This is a genomic window from Micrococcus luteus (assembly GCF_014138885.1).
Classification (GTDB): Bacteria; Actinomycetota; Actinomycetes; order Actinomycetales; family Micrococcaceae; genus Micrococcus; species Micrococcus luteus.
In genome coordinates, this window is record NZ_JACJIK010000001.1 from 1,922,894 (window position 1) to 1,938,456 (window position 15,563).

Annotated in this window: 12 protein-coding genes, 1 tRNA gene and 2 pseudogenes; 12 read left to right on the top strand and 3 right to left on the bottom strand. The window is 75.0% G+C overall.

Annotated features, from left to right (window positions below; genetic code table 11):
• Positions 1 to 83 precede the first annotated feature (83 nt).
• The 8 genes from HDA34_RS08905 (at position 84) to HDA34_RS08940 (ending at position 9,725) form a co-directional block, all read left to right on the top strand.
• Entirely contained in the window at positions 84 to 713 is a 630-nt protein-coding gene (locus tag HDA34_RS08905) for a copper chaperone PCu(A)C (RefSeq protein ID WP_134377239.1), read from the top strand.
• Positions 700 to 2,112, top strand: coding sequence for a Dyp-type peroxidase (locus HDA34_RS08910; protein WP_134377240.1), 1,413 nt, complete (start codon positions 700 to 702; stop codon positions 2,110 to 2,112). Before HDA34_RS08905 ends, HDA34_RS08910 begins: the two co-directional genes overlap by 14 nt.
• A 73-nt stretch (positions 2,113 to 2,185) precedes the next feature.
• Complete coding sequence (locus tag HDA34_RS08915; protein ID WP_044658530.1) at positions 2,186 to 4,444, top strand: bifunctional copper resistance protein CopD/cytochrome c oxidase assembly protein; 2,259 nt, start codon at positions 2,186 to 2,188, stop codon at positions 4,442 to 4,444.
• On the top strand, positions 4,434 to 5,288 hold the full coding sequence (locus HDA34_RS08920; RefSeq protein WP_178329097.1) for a hypothetical protein: 855 nt from the start codon (positions 4,434 to 4,436) through the stop codon (positions 5,286 to 5,288). The genes HDA34_RS08915 and HDA34_RS08920 overlap by 11 nt, the downstream gene beginning before the upstream one ends.
• 95 nt (positions 5,289 to 5,383) lie before the next feature.
• Entirely contained in the window at positions 5,384 to 7,483 is a 2,100-nt protein-coding gene (locus HDA34_RS08925; RefSeq protein ID WP_134377241.1) for an NHL domain-containing thioredoxin family protein, read from the top strand.
• 40 nt (positions 7,484 to 7,523) lie between these two features.
• Complete coding sequence (locus HDA34_RS08930) at positions 7,524 to 8,003, top strand: flavodoxin domain-containing protein (RefSeq protein ID WP_069941971.1); 480 nt, start codon at positions 7,524 to 7,526, stop codon at positions 8,001 to 8,003.
• A gap of 124 nt (positions 8,004 to 8,127) precedes the next feature.
• Positions 8,128 to 8,721 (top strand): hypothetical protein, encoded by a 594-nt coding sequence (locus tag HDA34_RS08935; protein ID WP_134377242.1) that lies wholly within the window; start codon positions 8,128 to 8,130, stop codon positions 8,719 to 8,721.
• Between the two features lie 44 nt (positions 8,722 to 8,765).
• Positions 8,766 to 9,725: a diaminopimelate dehydrogenase gene (locus tag HDA34_RS08940; protein WP_020626110.1), complete on the top strand. Its 960-nt coding sequence runs from the start codon at positions 8,766 to 8,768 to the stop codon at positions 9,723 to 9,725.
• Positions 9,726 to 9,780: 55 nt separating this feature from the next.
• On the opposite strand, the gene HDA34_RS08945 is transcribed toward HDA34_RS08940, so the two are convergent.
• Entirely contained in the window at positions 9,781 to 10,761 is a 981-nt protein-coding gene (locus tag HDA34_RS08945) for an AEC family transporter (RefSeq protein ID WP_134377243.1), read from the bottom strand.
• Positions 10,762 to 11,021: 260 nt separating this feature from the next.
• On the opposite strand from HDA34_RS08945, the gene HDA34_RS08950 reads away from it, so the two are divergent.
• Entirely contained in the window at positions 11,022 to 11,468 is a 447-nt protein-coding gene (locus HDA34_RS08950; RefSeq protein WP_020626108.1) for a DUF2087 domain-containing protein, read from the top strand.
• A 167-nt stretch (positions 11,469 to 11,635) separates the two neighbouring features.
• Here the strand turns inward: HDA34_RS08950 and HDA34_RS08955 are convergent.
• Positions 11,636 to 11,709 (bottom strand) — tRNA-Gly (locus HDA34_RS08955).
• Between the two features lie 99 nt (positions 11,710 to 11,808).
• Positions 11,809 to 11,997 (bottom strand): annotated as a pseudogene (locus HDA34_RS08960) (cation:proton antiporter); the annotation flags it as partial.
• A gap of 121 nt (positions 11,998 to 12,118) precedes the next feature.
• On the opposite strand from HDA34_RS08960, the gene HDA34_RS08965 reads away from it, so the two are divergent.
• The 3 genes and pseudogenes from HDA34_RS08965 to HDA34_RS08975 form a co-directional block, all read left to right on the top strand.
• Positions 12,119 to 13,648, top strand: coding sequence for a hypothetical protein (locus tag HDA34_RS08965; protein WP_134377244.1), 1,530 nt, complete (start codon positions 12,119 to 12,121; stop codon positions 13,646 to 13,648).
• 3 nt (positions 13,649 to 13,651) lie between these two features.
• A complete protein-coding gene (dcd, locus tag HDA34_RS08970; RefSeq protein ID WP_101966059.1) occupies positions 13,652 to 14,233 on the top strand; it encodes a dCTP deaminase in 582 nt (193 codons plus the stop codon).
• Positions 14,179 to 15,552: pseudogene (locus HDA34_RS08975) on the top strand (MFS transporter); the annotation flags it as partial. The gene dcd and the pseudogene HDA34_RS08975, both read left to right, overlap by 55 nt.
• Between the last annotated feature and the right edge of the window lie 11 nt (positions 15,553 to 15,563).

Below are 15,563 nucleotides of genomic sequence, written 5' to 3' on the forward strand. Positions count from 1 at the left end.
CCCTGAGGGGACCGGCCCCGCCCTCGCGCGCCCGGACGCCCCGCGCGTCGTCGAGCGCCCGCCTGACAAGGAACCCCACAGACGTGACCACCACCTCCCCCCGCGCCCCTCGCCGCCTCGGCGCCGCCGCCGTGCTCGCCGTCGCCGCCCTCGGCCTGACGGCCTGCGCCGGAGACGACGCCGGCTCCGCCCCGAGCGCGTCGGACGCCTCGAGCGTCGCGCCGGCCACGGACGCCGCCCCGGCCTCGGATGCCTCGCCGGCCGCGTCCACCGCGGACGGCCAGGCCGCCGGCCTCACGATCACCGACCCCTGGACGAAGGCCACCGAGGAGGGCATGACCGGTTCCTTCGGCATGCTCGAGAACCCCTCGGACCAGGACCTGCACATCGTCGGCGTCCGCTCGGAGCTGGGCGAGACGGTCGAGCTCCACGAGATGGTCTCCGGTGAGGACGGCCAGATGGTGATGCAGGAGAGCCCCGACGGCTTCACCGTGCCCGCGGGCGGGAGCCTCGAGCTCGCCCCGGGCGGCAACCACGTGATGTTCATGGGCCTGACCGACCCGATCGAGCCGGGTGAGGACGTGACCTACGACCTCGAGCTGGAGGACGGCTCCACCCTCGAGGTCACCTCCGTGGTCCGGCCCTTCACCGGCGCCAACGAGTCGTACCACGGCGGCGAGTCCCACGAATCGGAGGACCATGCCGACCACTGACCCCGCCGTCCGGCCGGACGACCACCACGGGCCGGACGGGCGCGAGGGCGCCCGTCCGGCCCCGGGGGGCCCCTCCCGCCGCGGCCTGCTCCTCGGGGCGGGCGCGGTGGGCGGCGGCCTGCTGGGCACGGCACTCGGTTACGGCGCCGGCCACGCGTCGGCCTTCACCGCCTCGGGCGCGTCCGCCGCGCCCGGGGCGGGGGCCTCGCCGTCCGAGGTCATGGGCGATACCGGCATCGAGGGCGACGTCGGCCGGGCCGGCTGGGCCGAGCCCGGCGGCCAGGCCGCCCGGGTGGCCGTCAGCTCGCCCGTGGGCACGGACACCGTGCCGTTCCACGGGCCGCGCCAGGCCGGCGTCGACACCCCCGCCCAGGCCCACGCCGTCTTCCTCGCCCTCGACCTGCGCGAGGACGCGGACCGGGTGCGCATCGAGCGGATGCTGCGCCTGCTCACCGACGACGCGGCGCGCCTGACCCAGGGCCGCGCCACGATCGCCGACACCGAGCCGGAGCTCGCCGCCGCCCCCGCGCGGCTCACCGTGACGTTCGGCTTCGGCCCGGAGCTCGTCCGCCGCGTGGCCCCGGACCGGGCCCCGGCCTGGCTGCGCCCGCTGCCGGCGTTCGAGCAGATCGACCGCCTGGACCCCGCGTTCAGCGACGGCGACCTGCTGCTGCAGATCTGCGGCGACGACCGGATGTCCGTGGCCCACGCCCGGCGCATGCTCCTCAAGGCAGCCCGGCCGTTCGCCACCGAGCGCTGGGTGCAGGAGGGCTTCCGCTCCGCCCGCGGCGCCCACCCCACCGGCACCACGATGCGCAACCTCTTCGGGCAGGTGGACGGCACCGGCAACCCGGCGGCGGGCACCCCGCACCTCGACCGCGTGGTGTGGGGCGTGGGCGCGGAGCAGGTGGGCGTCACCCCGTGGATCGCGGACGGCACGTCCGTGGTGATCCGGCGCATCGAGATGCTCATGGACACGTGGGACGAGCTCGACCGCCCGGCCAAGGAGAAGGTCATCGGCCGTCGCCTCGGCACCGGCGCCCCCCTCACGGGGGAGCAGGAGCACGATGAGCCGGACTTCGACGCCGTCGGCCCCACGGGCTTCCCGGTCATCTCGGACATCGCGCACCTGCGACGGGCCCGCGGGGAGGAGCCCGAGTACGGGATGCTGCGTCGCGGCTACAACTACGACGACCCGCGCGGGGCGCTGGAGGCGGGCTCGGGCCTGATCTTCGCCGCCTACCAGGCGGACGTGGACCGACAGTTCGTCCCCGTCCAGGCCCGGCTCGCGGAGTCGGACCACCTGAACCTGTGGACCGTGCCCGTCGGCTCGGCGGTCTTCGCGATCCCGCCCGGCTGCGCCGAGGGCGGGTTCGTGGGCGACGCCCTGTTCGCCTGACTCAGGGGCCCGACGACGGCGGGGCCGCTCCCGTCGTCGTCGGGCGTCCGCATGCTTTGAGAGGATGGACCCCATGTCCGCCGCCACCGCCCCCGCCCGGGGCAGCCACCCCGCCGAGAACGACGACGCCGCCCGCCCCGGTCCGTCGGGGCCGGTCGGTGTGCCCCGGTGGATCTGGGTGCTCGTGGCCGCCGCGGGAGCCGCCGGCCTCGCCGCCGCCGGCTGGCTGACCGGCGTCACCGCCGCGCGCCAGCTCTCCGACCCGGGGTGGATCACCCGCTGGGGCGTGCCCGTGGGGGAGCTCGTCTCCAACCTGGCGATGTCCCTGACCATCGCCGCGCTGATCTTCGCGGCCGGGGTCCTGCCGCCCCACGCGGCGGGCACGGAACGGTGGCACCGCTCCGCCCGGCAGCGGCGCGAGGACGCGGACGCCGCACCGCTGCCCGAGCACCCCGCGTTCACCCGCGTGATGCGGATCGCCGCCGTCAGCGCCGGCGTGTGGACGGTGGCCGCGCTGGCCGTCGGCGTGCTGTCCTACTCGGACCTCGCCGGCATCCCCGTCACGGCGGGGCAGGGCTTCACGGACGGCCTGGCGGCCTACGTGGTCGGCATCTCGGTGGGCCAGGCGTGGTTCTGGGTCACCGTGATCGCCGCCGTCGTGACCACGTTGGCGATCGCCGTCCGCTCCCACAACGGCCTGTTCTGGACCGGCATCCTGGCGATGCTCGCCCTCGTGCCCCTGGCCCTGATCGGGCACGCGGCGGGCGGTGACGACCACACCGGCGCCGTGAACTCGATCGGCCTGCACCTGCTCGGCGTCGTCGTGTGGGTGGGCGGACTGCTCGTGCTCGTCGCGATCTCGGACACCCTCGTGGGGCCCAACGGGGCGCAGGGGCGGGGCCGCAGCCTGCGCCGGCAGGGCCCGGCGCCCCTGCTGCACACGGTCCTGACCCGCTACTCCGTGCTCGCCGGGCTGGGCCTGGTCACGGTGGCGCTGTCCGGCGTGGTCAACGCGTCGATCCGCATGGACGATCCGGCCCAGCTGCTGAGCCCCTACGGCATCCTCGTCTCGGCCAAGTTCCTGGCGGCCCTGGGCCTCGGCCTGATCGGCCTGCTGCACCGCCGGTGGGTGATCCCCCGCCTCGACGCCGGCCCGGACCGTCCCAGCCCCGCCCCCGCGCGTCGCCTGCTGTGGCAGCTCATCGCCGTGGAGGCCGTGATCATGGGCGCCGTCATGGGCGTCTCCTCCGTGCTCTCCCGGACGGCCCCGCCCGTGCCGGAGGAGCTCGCGCCGGACGCCTCCCCGGCCCGCATCCTCACCGGCTACGAGCTGCCGCCGGCCCTCGAGGGCGCCCGGTGGATCACGATGTGGCGGTTCGACTGGCTGTGGGTCGCGATCATCGCGTTCCTGACCCTCTGGTACCTGCGCTCCGTGTGGCAGCTGCGCCGCCGCGGCGACCGCTGGCCCGTGCTGCGCACCGTCGCGTGGCTCGCGGGCCTGGCCGTGCTGCTGTGGGCGACCTCCGGGTCCCCGGCCGTGTACGGCCGCGTCCTGTTCAGCGCGCACATGGTGGGCCACATGACGCTGACGATGCTCAGCCCCGTCTTCCTCGTCCTGGGCGCGCCGATCACCCTGGCGCTGCGGGCCCTGCCGTCCCGCACGGACGGGACGCGCGGCCCGCGCGAGTGGATCCTGTGGATCGTGCACTCCCCGTGGGGGCGGTTCATCACGAACCCGATCGTGGCGGGGGTCAACTTCGCCGGCTCGATCCTGGTGTTCTACTACACGGACTTCTTCCGGTTCTCGCTGGAGACCCACGTGGGCCACGAGTTCATGAACGTCCACTTCCTGCTGACCGGGTTCCTGTTCGCCCTGGTCATGATCGGCTCGGATCCGCTGCCGCGCCGGCCCCCGTACGCCCTGCGGCTCGTGCTGCTGATGGCCACGATGATCTTCCACGCCTTCATCGGCGTCGCCATGACCTCCTCCACCGGCCTGATGCAGGCGTCCTGGTTCGGCAACATGGGCCGCGACTGGGGCCCCACCGCCCTCGAGGACCAGCGCATCGGCGGCGCGGTGATGTGGGGCATCGGCGAGTTCCCCACCGTGATGATGGCGGTGATGGTGGCCGTGCTCTGGTATCGCAGCGACCGCAAGAACGCGGTCCGGCTGGACCGGCAGGCCGACCGCGACGGCGACGCGGAGCTGCGCCGCTGGAACGAGATGTACGCCCGCATGCACGGCACCCCGGTCACCGACGCCCCGAGCGGCGCCGAGCCCGTGGCCCGTGACTCCTCCACCGGCCCCGAGGAGGCCCGTGATGTCCGCTGACCTCCTCCCTCCCCTCGGCCGCCCGGCCGCGCCCCGGCGTGGTCGGCTGCGCCTCGCGGCCGCCGTCGCCGCCGGCCTGCTGGCCCTGACGGGCTGCAGGGCCGGGGACGGCGATCCGGCCGCCGCGTCCGCGCCCGCGGACGGAGTCCACGGCGACGCCGGCACCGCGGCGCCCACGGAGTCGGCGGCCCCGGAGGGGCTCGGCCTGGGCGACCGTCAGGACGAGCGCATGGCGCAGGCCGCGGCCGAGCGTGCGGCCACGTTCGGCTTCGTCCGGCAGCGGGCCGCCACGGCGGAGGAGATCGACGCGGCCCGCGAGGACTCCCGGGACCGGCGCGCGGACGCGGACCGGACCACCGTGCAGCCGGCGCAGTGCAAGGCGCCGCTGACCGCCCTGGACTTCTCCCCGATCGCCCTCGACGAGGCCGAGGCCACGCGCGTGGACGTCGGCGCCGACACCTTCACGGGCACGGGCACCGTGGAGGTCGCCCGGCTCACGGGCCAGGGCCGCCAGGACGTCGAGCGCCACATCCAGACCGTCAACGCCCTGCGCGCCGACTGCCGCGAGATGACCATGACCGTGCAGGAGGGGGACGCGACCGTCGACTACCGCCTCGAGGTCTCCGACGCGCCGCTGTCCGACGGCACGCCGGCGCAGTCCGCCCTCGTGTGGGAGCGGACCGTGGCCTCGGAGTCCGAGCCCCAGCTCACGGCCCAGGTGCTCACCGCCGTCACCTCCGACGCCGTGGTGATGGTCTCCTTCGTGGGCCGGCCCGAGGCCGGGCGCAAGGAGTTCACCCTCATCGCCGAGGAGATGCTGGCCGCCGCCCTGGCCGCCGACTGAGCCGGACCCGCCCGGCGGCGTCGTCTTTCCCCCTGTGACGCCGCCGGCGTCCGCTCACGGCTGACGCGTCCGGGGCGTGCGTCATGATGGTGGACATGACCGCACCGCAGACCCCGAACCCCGCCCCGACCGCTGACGCCCCCGCCGCCGTGCCGCGCGCGGCCACCCGGGTGCGCGCGTCCGAGCTCGTGGGCCGCGGCTGGCTGAACACCGGCGGCGAGCAGGTGAGCCTCGAGGACCTGCGCGGCAAGGTCGTCCTCCTCGACTTCTGGACGTTCTGCTGCATCAACTGCCTGCACGTCCTGGACGAGCTGCGCCCGCTCGAGGAGGAGTTCGCGGACGTGCTCGTCACGGTGGGCGTGCACTCGCCCAAGTTCGAGCACGAGGCGGACCCGGACGCGCTCGCGGCCGCCGTCGAGCGCTACGCCATCGAGCACCCCGTGCTGGACGACCCCGAGCTGACCACGTGGCAGGCGTACTCGGCGCGCGCGTGGCCCACCCTCGTGGTGGTGGACCCGGAGGGCTACATCGCCGCGCACCTGTCCGGAGAGGGGCACGTGGCCGGGCTCTACGGGCTCGTGCGCGAGCTCGTGGCCGAGCACGAGGCCAAGGGCACGCTGCACCGCGGCTCGGGCCCCTACGTCCCGCCCGCCCCCGTGGCCCGGGACCTGTCGTTCCCCGGCAAGGCCGTGTCGCTCGGCGGCCGCGGCTCCCGCCCGGGCACGTTCCTCGTCTCGGACACCGGCCACCACCGCCTCCTGGAGGTCGCCGAGGACCTGACCACGGTGCTCCGCGCGTTCGGCGGCGGGGACCCCGCCACGGCGGACGCGGGCCAGGCCGAGCTCGCATTCCCCACGCCCGGGGAGAAGGGCCACGCGGACGGCGGGCCGGACCAGGCGCTGTTCAACGAGCCGCAGGGCCTGGCGCTGCTGCCCGAGGACGTCGCCCAGCGCGTCGGCTACGACGTCGTCGTGGCGGACTCCGTCAACCACCGGCTGCGGGGCCTGCGCCTGTCGGACGGGCACGTCAGCACCCTCGCCGGCAACGGCGTGCAGAAGCTCATCGACTCCGAGCGCGCCAAGGAGGCCGCCGCCGTCGACGACGAGGGGGACGTCGCCGTCGACCTCGCGGACCTGCCCGGGGAGCCGACCGCGATCTCGCTGTCCTCCCCGTGGGACGTCGTGTGGCACCCCGCCCTGGGGCGTGTGGTGATCGCGATGGCCGGCACGCACCAGCTCTTCGACTTCGACCCCGTCACAGACGCGCTCGCGGTGCACGCGGGCACGGCGCTCGAGGGCCTGCTGGACGGCGACGCCGGACGGGCCTGGTTCGCGCAGCCCTCGGGGCTGTCCGTGGGCGCGGACGGCACGCTGTGGGTCGCGGACTCGGAGACCTCCGCGGTGCGCTGGGTGCGGACCGGGGAGGACGGGCGCCGCGAGGTCGGGACCGCCGTCGGGGCGGGCCTGTTCGACTTCGGCCACGTGGACGGGGAGGCGGACCGCGCGCGCCTGCAGCACGCGCTGGGCGTCACAGCCCTGCCGGACGGCTCCGTGCTGATCGCCGACACGTACAACGGCGCGATCCGCCGGTACGCCCCGGCCGGCGAGGACGCCGCGGGCCGGGCGGTCCCGGCCACGGTGACCACGGTGGCGCGCGGACTGCTCGAGCCCTCGGACGTGCTCGTGGAGCACGACGCGGACGGGAACGACACCGCGATCGTGGTGGTCGAGTCCAACGCCCACCGGCTCACGCGGCTGGCGGTGCCGGAGGAGTTCCTCACCGTGGACGAGGGCGCGCGGCAGACGCAGCGTCCCCGCACCCCGGTGGTGGCCGGCGACCTGGACCTGACGATCGGCTTCGCCGCGCCCACGGGGCAGAAGCTGGACGACCGCTGGGGCGACCCCACGCAGCTGAAGGTCTCCTCGTCCCCGGAGGAGCTGCTGCTCGAGGGCGCCGGCACGTCCACGGGGCTGCACCGGACGCTGCGGCTGAACCCCGAGGTCGAGGAGGGCGTCCTGCACATCACCGCCCGGGCCGCCGCGTGCGACGGGGAGAAGGGGCAGCCCATCCCGGACCACGCCGCCTGCCACCTGTACCAGCAGGACTGGGGCATCCCGGTCACGGTGCACACCCCGGACCGGGCCCCGAAGGGCGCCGAGACCCGCCTGGACCTGGACCTGCGCGGGATACACTGAGCGCGTCGTCCGCCCCCGACCCCGAAGGCTGCGCCCCACCATGACCACGCTCATCGTCACCTCGTCCGCCCACGGATCCACGCGAGAGATCGCCGAGCGTGTCGCGGAGGTGCTGCGCACGTCGCAGGCCGTCCCGACCGTGGTGGAGGACGTCGAGGGCGCCGCCGCGTGGCTGGCCACGGCGGACGCGGTGATCGTCGCGGCCCCGGTCTACACGGGCTCGCTCGCCGCCGACGCGCGGGCGTTCCTCGACACCCGTCGGGCCGAGCTGGCGGACCTGCCGCTCGTGATCCTGGCCTCCGGCGGCGCGCCCGAGCTGGCCCCGCCGGTGCGGGAGAAGCTCGAGTCCTACGGTCCGCGCGAGGTGGCGTACTTCCGCGGGGCGCTCGTCGAGGAGCGCCTGGGCCGGCTGGAGAAGCTCAAGCTCAAGCTCTCCCGCAACGAGCACTACGGCGACTACCGCGACTGGGACGCCATCGAGGCCTGGGCCAAGACCCTCTCCGGCGCCGGCGTCCGCTGACCTCACCCACCGCGCTCGTCGACGAGACGGCGGGGGCGCAGGAGCCTCCACAGCCGCTGTCGTTGACGAAACGGCGCCGGAGGCGCTCGTGCCCGCGGCGGAGGCGAGCGGTTAGCCTGGCCGCATGTCCCCTTCCGCCCGTCGCCCCGCCGCGTCCTCCCGCCCCGCCCGGCCCCGCCCGACGACGGCGCCCCTCGCCCTGCCCGACCGGCCCGGCTGGGTGCGGCTCGCCGCGGGTGCGGTGGTCCCGGGCGTCATCGCCGCCGCCGCGGCGCTCGCGGCCCTGCAGGTGTTCGTCCTCAACCCGTTGGCCGCCGCGCCCGGCGACCGCGGCCTCGGGAGGATCTACGCGGACCTGAGCGCGGCGGGCCAGCTCGGCGTCCCCTTCGTCCTGTCGGCCGTGATCCTGGCGGCCGGGCTCGGTGTGGCCGCGATCCTGTGGTTCCTCACGTGGCGTCGCGAGGAGGTCGACCCCCTGGCGGTCCTCGCCCTGGGCCTCGCCTCGCTCGTCGCCGCGTCCCCGGCCTACTTCATGGCCTCGTTCGGGCCGGGCATGGCGCTCGCGGACACCTACGGCGTCGGCGGGGGCGACCACAGCCCGTGGGCCTGGCCGATCTACGTGGTCAGCGTGCTGGCGTTGGCGGGGCTGGTCGCCGTCGTCGTGCTCCTGCTGCGCGGTCCGGCCGGCGGACTCGGCGCCCCGCGGCGCCGGGCCTAGGCTGGCGGGACCGACCTGACCACGACCCCACCAGGAGGACGCACATGACCATCCGCGCCGGCATCGTCGGATACGGGAACCTCGGACGCAGTGTGGAGAAGCTCGTGAAGCTCCAGCCGGACATGGAGCTGGTGGGCATCTTCTCGCGTCGCACCGGCCTGGACACGGACACGCCCGTGCTCCCGGCGGAGCGGGCCGCCGAGCACGCCGGGGAGATCGACGTGCTGTTCCTCTGCCTCGGCAGCGCCACGGACATCCCCGAGCAGGCGGCCGGCTACGCGCGGCACTTCACCACCGTGGACACCTACGACAACCACCAGCTCATCCCGCGGCACCGCTCCGAGATGGACGCCGCGGCCCGGGAGGGCGGGCACGTGGCGATGATCTCCACCGGCTGGGACCCGGGCCTGTTCTCGGTGAACCGGGTGCTGGGCGCGGCGCTGTTCCCGCAGCCGCAGCAGAACACGTTCTGGGGCAAGGGTCTCTCGCAGGGCCATTCCGACGCCGTCCGGCGGGTCCCCGGCGTGCGGCGCGGCGTGCAGTACACGATCCCCAGCGAGGAGGCGATCGCCGAGGCCCGCGCCGGACGGGGCGCCGAGATCACCGGCGCCTCCGCGCACGTGCGTGAGTGCTACGTGGTGGCCGACGAGGCCGACCACGCGGCCATCACCGAGGCCATCACCACGATGCCCGACTACTTCGCCCCGTACGAGACCACCGTGCACTTCATCTCCGAGGAGGAGTTCGAGCGCGACCACCAGGGCATGCCGCACGGCGGCCACGTCGTCACCTCGGGCGACCTCGGCGGCTCGCGCAGCGCTGTCGAGTTCGTGCTGGAGCTGGAGTCCAACCCCGACTTCACCGCCGCCGCGCAGGTCGCCTACGGCCGCGCAGCCGCGCGTCTGAAGGCCCAGGGGGAGACGGGGGCGCGCACCGTGCTCGAGGTCGCCCCGTACCTGCTCTCGCCCACGGGGCTGGACGAGCTGATCCGCCGGGACGTCTGAGCCGCGGCGAGGCGTCCGGCGCGGGGCACCGGGCCGGGCGCCGCCGTCGTCGGCCTCAGGCCAGCAGCAGTGCGACGGCGATCATCGCCGGGATCGCGACGATCGTGGTGACCAGGATCGTGTCCTTCGAGACGCGCAGGCCCGTGTCGTAGCGGACGGCGGTGACGAACACGTTCTGTGCGGTCGGCAGGGAGGCCAGGACGACGGCGACGAACACGTGCCGCGCATCCAGGCCGAACACGAACTGCGCGAGCAGCCAGGCCAGCAGCGGATGCACCACCAGCTTCACCGCCGAGGCGAGCAGCACGTCCGCGCGTCGCCCGCCGGCCCGCTCGAGCGGCCGCGAGCCGACCAGCGACATGCCGAACGCCAGGAGCATCGCCGGGATGGACAGCCCGCCGATGAGCTCCACGGACTCCATGAGGGGGCCCGGCAACGACCAGCCGGTGAGGGAGAAGACCAGGCCGGCCACCGAGCCCAGGATCAGGGGGTTGGTGGCCGTGTGGCGGACCTGGTCGGCCACGGCGCGCCCGGGGGAGCGGCGCACCGCCCGGCGCCGGCCCGCCGTCGTGCGTCGTCGGGCCTCGCGCGCGGTGGCGGCGTCCATCGCGGCCACGTAGAGCGGCGTGTAGATCGCCAGCTGGAAGATGAGCGCCGGGGCGGCCAGGGCGGCGTCGCCGAGGACGTAGGCCGCGATGGGGATGCCGAGGTTCGCCGAGTTCACGAGCGAGGCGCTGAGCGCGGACATGATCCGCTCCGAGGCCGACCTGCCCTTCAGCAGCGGGACCGTCACCGCGAGGTACAGTGCGGCCGCGGTGAACGCGGACAGCGTGGCCACCCACAGCTGGGGGCCCAGCACGGCGCCCACGTCCGCGCGGGAGAGCGTGACGAACAGCAGGGCCGGGTTGCCGATGAAGAACGCCGCGCGGGAGAGCACGGTGCGACCGTGCTCGCCGAGCACCCCCGTGCGCCCCACCAGGACGCCCACGAGGATGATCACCCACACGACCGCGAAGCCGGAGAGCACCTGGGTCACGGACGGGCCTCCACGGGTCGGGGTGGGGCGGTCCGCGGCGGGGTCAGGTGCATGGCGCGATCCTACGCCGCGGGTGTCGGCTAGCCTGGATCACGACGGCGGCGCCCACCGCCGAGCGCGCCACGCGGCCCGGCCCCGCGCGGCAGGGCCCTGCAGCCCGGCGCGAAGGGGAGCGGATCCTCGGGCCCACCCGCACGCGACGGACGTCGTCCCCGACCCGCGGCGCGGCATGGCCGGGAGCGCGCCGGCGAGGATGCACCATGACCCGTCAGTCCGACCTCAAGACCCTGATCCGCGCCCGCATGGCCGTCACCGGTGAGCGGTACACCGCCGCGGCGGCGGCCCTCGCCGACGAGTGGCAGTCCGCCGAGCGCTACCACGCGACCGTGCTCACCCGCTTCTTCGACGGGGACCGGCTGCGCTCCATCCCTGCGCGTCGCAAGCCGCGGGTGGCCGTCCTTCTCGAGCTGCTGCGTCGCTTCAGAGCGGGCCGCGCCTACGCGGAGGCCGAGGTCAACGACCTGCTGCGCCCCGCCCACGAGGACGTGGCCACGCTGCGTCGCGAACTCGTGGACTACGGGTTCCTCGACCGCGCCGACGGCGTCTACCGGCTGGCGGACGCCGGGCCCGACCTCGACCCGCGCTTCGCCGCGGACCTGCCGGTCGACCTGGAACGCCGGCTGCGCGAGATCCGCGCGGGCCGTTGAGGGGAGCGGGACCCCGCACGTCGACCTGGAACGCCAGCGGTCGCCATGACGCCGGAATGTGGCCGCATTCCGACGTCTCGCGTTCCCGGTGCGGCCGTGGCGGGGCGACGTGGGCCGACACGGCCCCGGGTCCCTCGCGTGAGGGGCCCGGGGCCGTCGTCGTGGTGTGGAGCGGGCGACGGGAATCGAACCCGCGTATCTTGCTTGGGAAGCAAGCGCTCTACCATTGAGCTACGCCCGCGCAACCGCTCGGCTTCCGCCTGCGGCGCGGGCACCACCATACACCAGCCCGGCCGGTGCACCGGCCCCGCGTCGTCCTCGCGCCCCACGGCCCCGTACGTCAGTGCACCGGGTCCGCCACGGCGACCTCGCGCGCCTGCACCCGCCGCGTCGCCGCCCGGGCGCGCGAACGACCGAACGCGTCCGCGTACCGCGTGAGCACCGGCCCGGCGATCACGATGGAGAACTCCCCGCGGATGGTCAGGGCCGCACCCGCGCGCCAGCGGCCGGCCACGCCGTTTCCCGAACGAAAGCGCACCAGGGGCCGCCGTTTCCCGAACGAAAGCGCGCCGGGGGCCGCTGGTAGAGTCCGAACCGCGCCCGGCCGCGGCCGGACGCGTCCGGCAGCCCCTGTCCCGGAAGGACGTCCCATGCGCGACACCACGGCCGACGCGGCCCAGGTCCCCGCCCGCCCCGACGACGCGGCGGTGTACCGCTACCTCGCGTTCGGGGAGGCGGACCGCCCCTTCCTCGTCGGCGGTCCCCGGCCCGCACCGCTGGCCCCCGCCGCGACACCGTCCCCGGTCGCCGACCTCGAGCCGGTCCGCGCCGCGATCCGCGCCCACGGCGGCCCCCTGGCCTCGACCGCGCACGTGTGCGGCCGCCCCGCCCCGACGCCTTCGGCCGCCGACGCGTCCCGCGGCCTGCGCGGTGCCGCGCGCACCCTGACCGCGACCCGCCGCGACGTCGCCGCACGCCTGGCCGACTCCCGCGAGCGCGCCGACGTGCCCGTCGAGGCGCTGCTGAACTCGGCCTTCGTCGACGCCCACGCGGACGAGCGCCCCGCCGATCGCGGCGTGCCGCGCGGGCGGCTCGCCGGCCTGGTGGACGCCGTCCTCCCGCCGGCCCGCCACGCGGACGACGACGCCGCGGCCGGCCTGCTGCTCGCCCTGCGCGAGCCGGTCCGCGAGGTGTTCGCCTCCGACTCGTTCGCCGCCCGCCCGTACGCCGACGCGCCCACCGTCCGCGCGCTCTTCGAGGACTTCCTCGCCCACCCGCGCCGGCACGACCCCGAGCGCTTCTGGCGCCTGCTCAACCTCGAGCTCTGGCTGCGCGACGCGGTGGACGCGGACGCCGCCCCGGCCGGCCCCGCCACCGCGGTCGACGAGGCCCCCACCGCCCCGGCACCGGCCAAACCGGACCACGAGCCGAACCCGGGCAAGGAGCTCGATCTGGTCTCCGCCGAGGACGGCCGCCGCTACCGCCGCTTCCCTGTGCAAACCGGCCTGGTGGACCGGGACACGGACCTGCAGGCCTACCTGCGCGGCGAGATCGAGGACTTCTTCCGCGACCTGCCCGCGGACGCGATGCCGCAGGACGCCCCGTGGCACTTCTCCGTGTCCGAGAAGATCGTGGCCATCACCCAGGGCCGCTCCTACTACACCTGGGAGGTCCGCCCCTCCGTGGCCGCCCGCGCCCTCTCCCGCCTGGTCACCCGCACGCCCGCGGGCATCGGCCTGGGCGACCCCACCACCATGCAGCTGGCCATCCAGGAGGCCGGCCTGCCGCGCATCGTGCTCTCCGCGGCCGCCGGCGCCGCCGGCAAGGTCGCCGGCAAGCGCGGTGTGTTCTACAACGTGGTGGGCGGCAACGTCCGCGCGATCGACGGGCCCACCACCTACTCCACGTTCCCGGCCAACGTCTCGGCCAAGCTGCCCCCGGCCGAGCCGGACCGGGTGGCCGCCGAGGTCTCGGCGATGATCCGGGCGGCGGACATCCCGGCCTGGGCGAAGGCCTCCTTCGCCGGCACCGTCGTGATGGACGCCAACGACATCGGCCGCAACGCGCTCGGCAAGGACACCGCCGCGTCGGCCGCCGTCCTCGAGGCCGCCTTCGCGGACAACCCGCTGGGCCAGGGCCGCGAGCGCACCCCGCTGGCCGTCGTCGTGCGGTTGGACTGAGCCGTGCTGCTCTCCGACCGCGACATCCGCGCCGAGCTCGACTCCGGCCGCGTGGGCCTGGACCCCCTCGACCCGGCGATGGTCCAGCCCGCGTCCGTGGACGTGCGCCTGGACCGGTTCTTCCGGCTCTTCGACAACCACCGGTACGCGCACATCGACCCGCGCCAGGAGCAGGACGAGCTGACCCGGCTGGTGGAGGTGGACCCGGACGAGTCGTTCATCCTGCACCCTGGGGAGTTCGTGCTCGGCTCCACCTATGAGCAGGTCACGCTGCCGGACGACCTCGCCGCTCGCCTCGAAGGCAAGTCCTCGTTGGGGCGGCTGGGCCTGCTGACGCACTCGACCGCCGGGTTCATCGACCCCGGGTTCTCCGGGCACGTCACGCTCGAGCTGTCCAACGTGGCCACGCTGCCCATCACGCTGTGGCCGGGGATGAAGATCGGCCAGCTGTGCTTCTTCCGGCTCTCCTCGTCGGCCCAGTCGCCGTACGGCACCGGGGCCAACCAGAACCGGTACCAGGGTCAGCGCGGGCCCACGGCCTCCCGGGCGCACCGCGACTTCCATCTCACCCGCATCGAGCGATGACCGACGTCGCGCTCCCGCCGGTCGCTTCCGCCGCCCCGCGCCGCCAGGTGGCCGCCTGGGCGCTGTGGGACTGGGGTTCGGCCGCGTTCAACGCGGTCATGGTCACCTTCGTGTTCGGCACCTACCTGGCCTCGGACGCGTTCGGGCCGGATGAGCGGGGCACGGCCTGGCTCTCGACGGCGATGGCGGTGGCCGGCGTCGTCATCGCGGCCACCGCGCCCGTGCTGGGGCGTCGGGCGGACGGCGCGGGACGGCGCCGGCGAGGGCTGGGGCTGACCACCGGCGCCGTGATCGCGTGCACCGCGGCCTGCTTCTGGGTCACCCCGGAGGAGTCCTCGCTGCTGCTGGGCGTCACCCTGATCGCCCTGGGCACGGTGTTCTTCGAGTTCGCGGAGGTGCAGGTCAACGCGATCCTCGTGCACATCTCGACGCCGGCCACGATCGGCCGGATCTCGGGCATCGGCTGGGGCGCGGGCTATCTCGGCGGCATCCTGCTGCTCCTGATCGTGTTCGTGGGCTTCGTCTCGGGGGATGCGCACTGGTTCGGCGTCACGGAGGACGCGGCGCTGAACATCCGGGTGGTCGCGCTCGTGGCCGCCGCGTGGTTCCTCGTGTTCGCGATCCCCGTGCTGGTGGCCGTGCCGGACCCGGCCCCCGCCCCGGCGGCGGACGGCGGGCCGCGCCGTGAGTCGCTGCTGGGCTCGTACCGCGAACTCGGGGCCACGCTGGCCCGGATGTGGCGCGAGGACCGGAACACGCTGTGGTTCCTCGTGGCCTCGGCGGTGTTCCGCGATGGCGTGGGCGCGGTGTTCGTCTACGGCGCCATCCTGGGCACCACGGTCTACGGGCTGGCGGCCTCGGACGTGATCCTGTTCGCGATCGCGGCCAACGTGGTGGCCGCCCTGGGCGCCTTCGTGGGCGGGCGGCTCGACGACGCGGTCGGTCCGCGCCGGGTGATCCTGGGCTCGCTGGCCGCCATGGTCCTCGTGGCCGGGGCGCTGTTCTTCGCCTCGGGCACCCTCGCGTTCTGGGTCGGCGGGCTGGCGCTGTGCCTGTTCGTGGGCCCGGTGCAGTCGGCCTCGCGCGCGTTCCTGGGTCGACTCACCACGCCGCGGACGGCCGGCGAGGTGTTCGGGCTGTACGCCACCACGGGCCGCGCGGTCGGGTTCATCACGCCCGCGCTCGTGACGCTCGCGCTCGCCCTGCACCCGGACAACCGGGTGGTCATCCCCGTGATCGTCGTCGTGCTCGTGGCCGGTGGGCTGCTGTTCGCCCGGGTCACGGAGCCGATCACGCGGAGCGCGGAATCGATTCGCTGACCCCGGGCGGG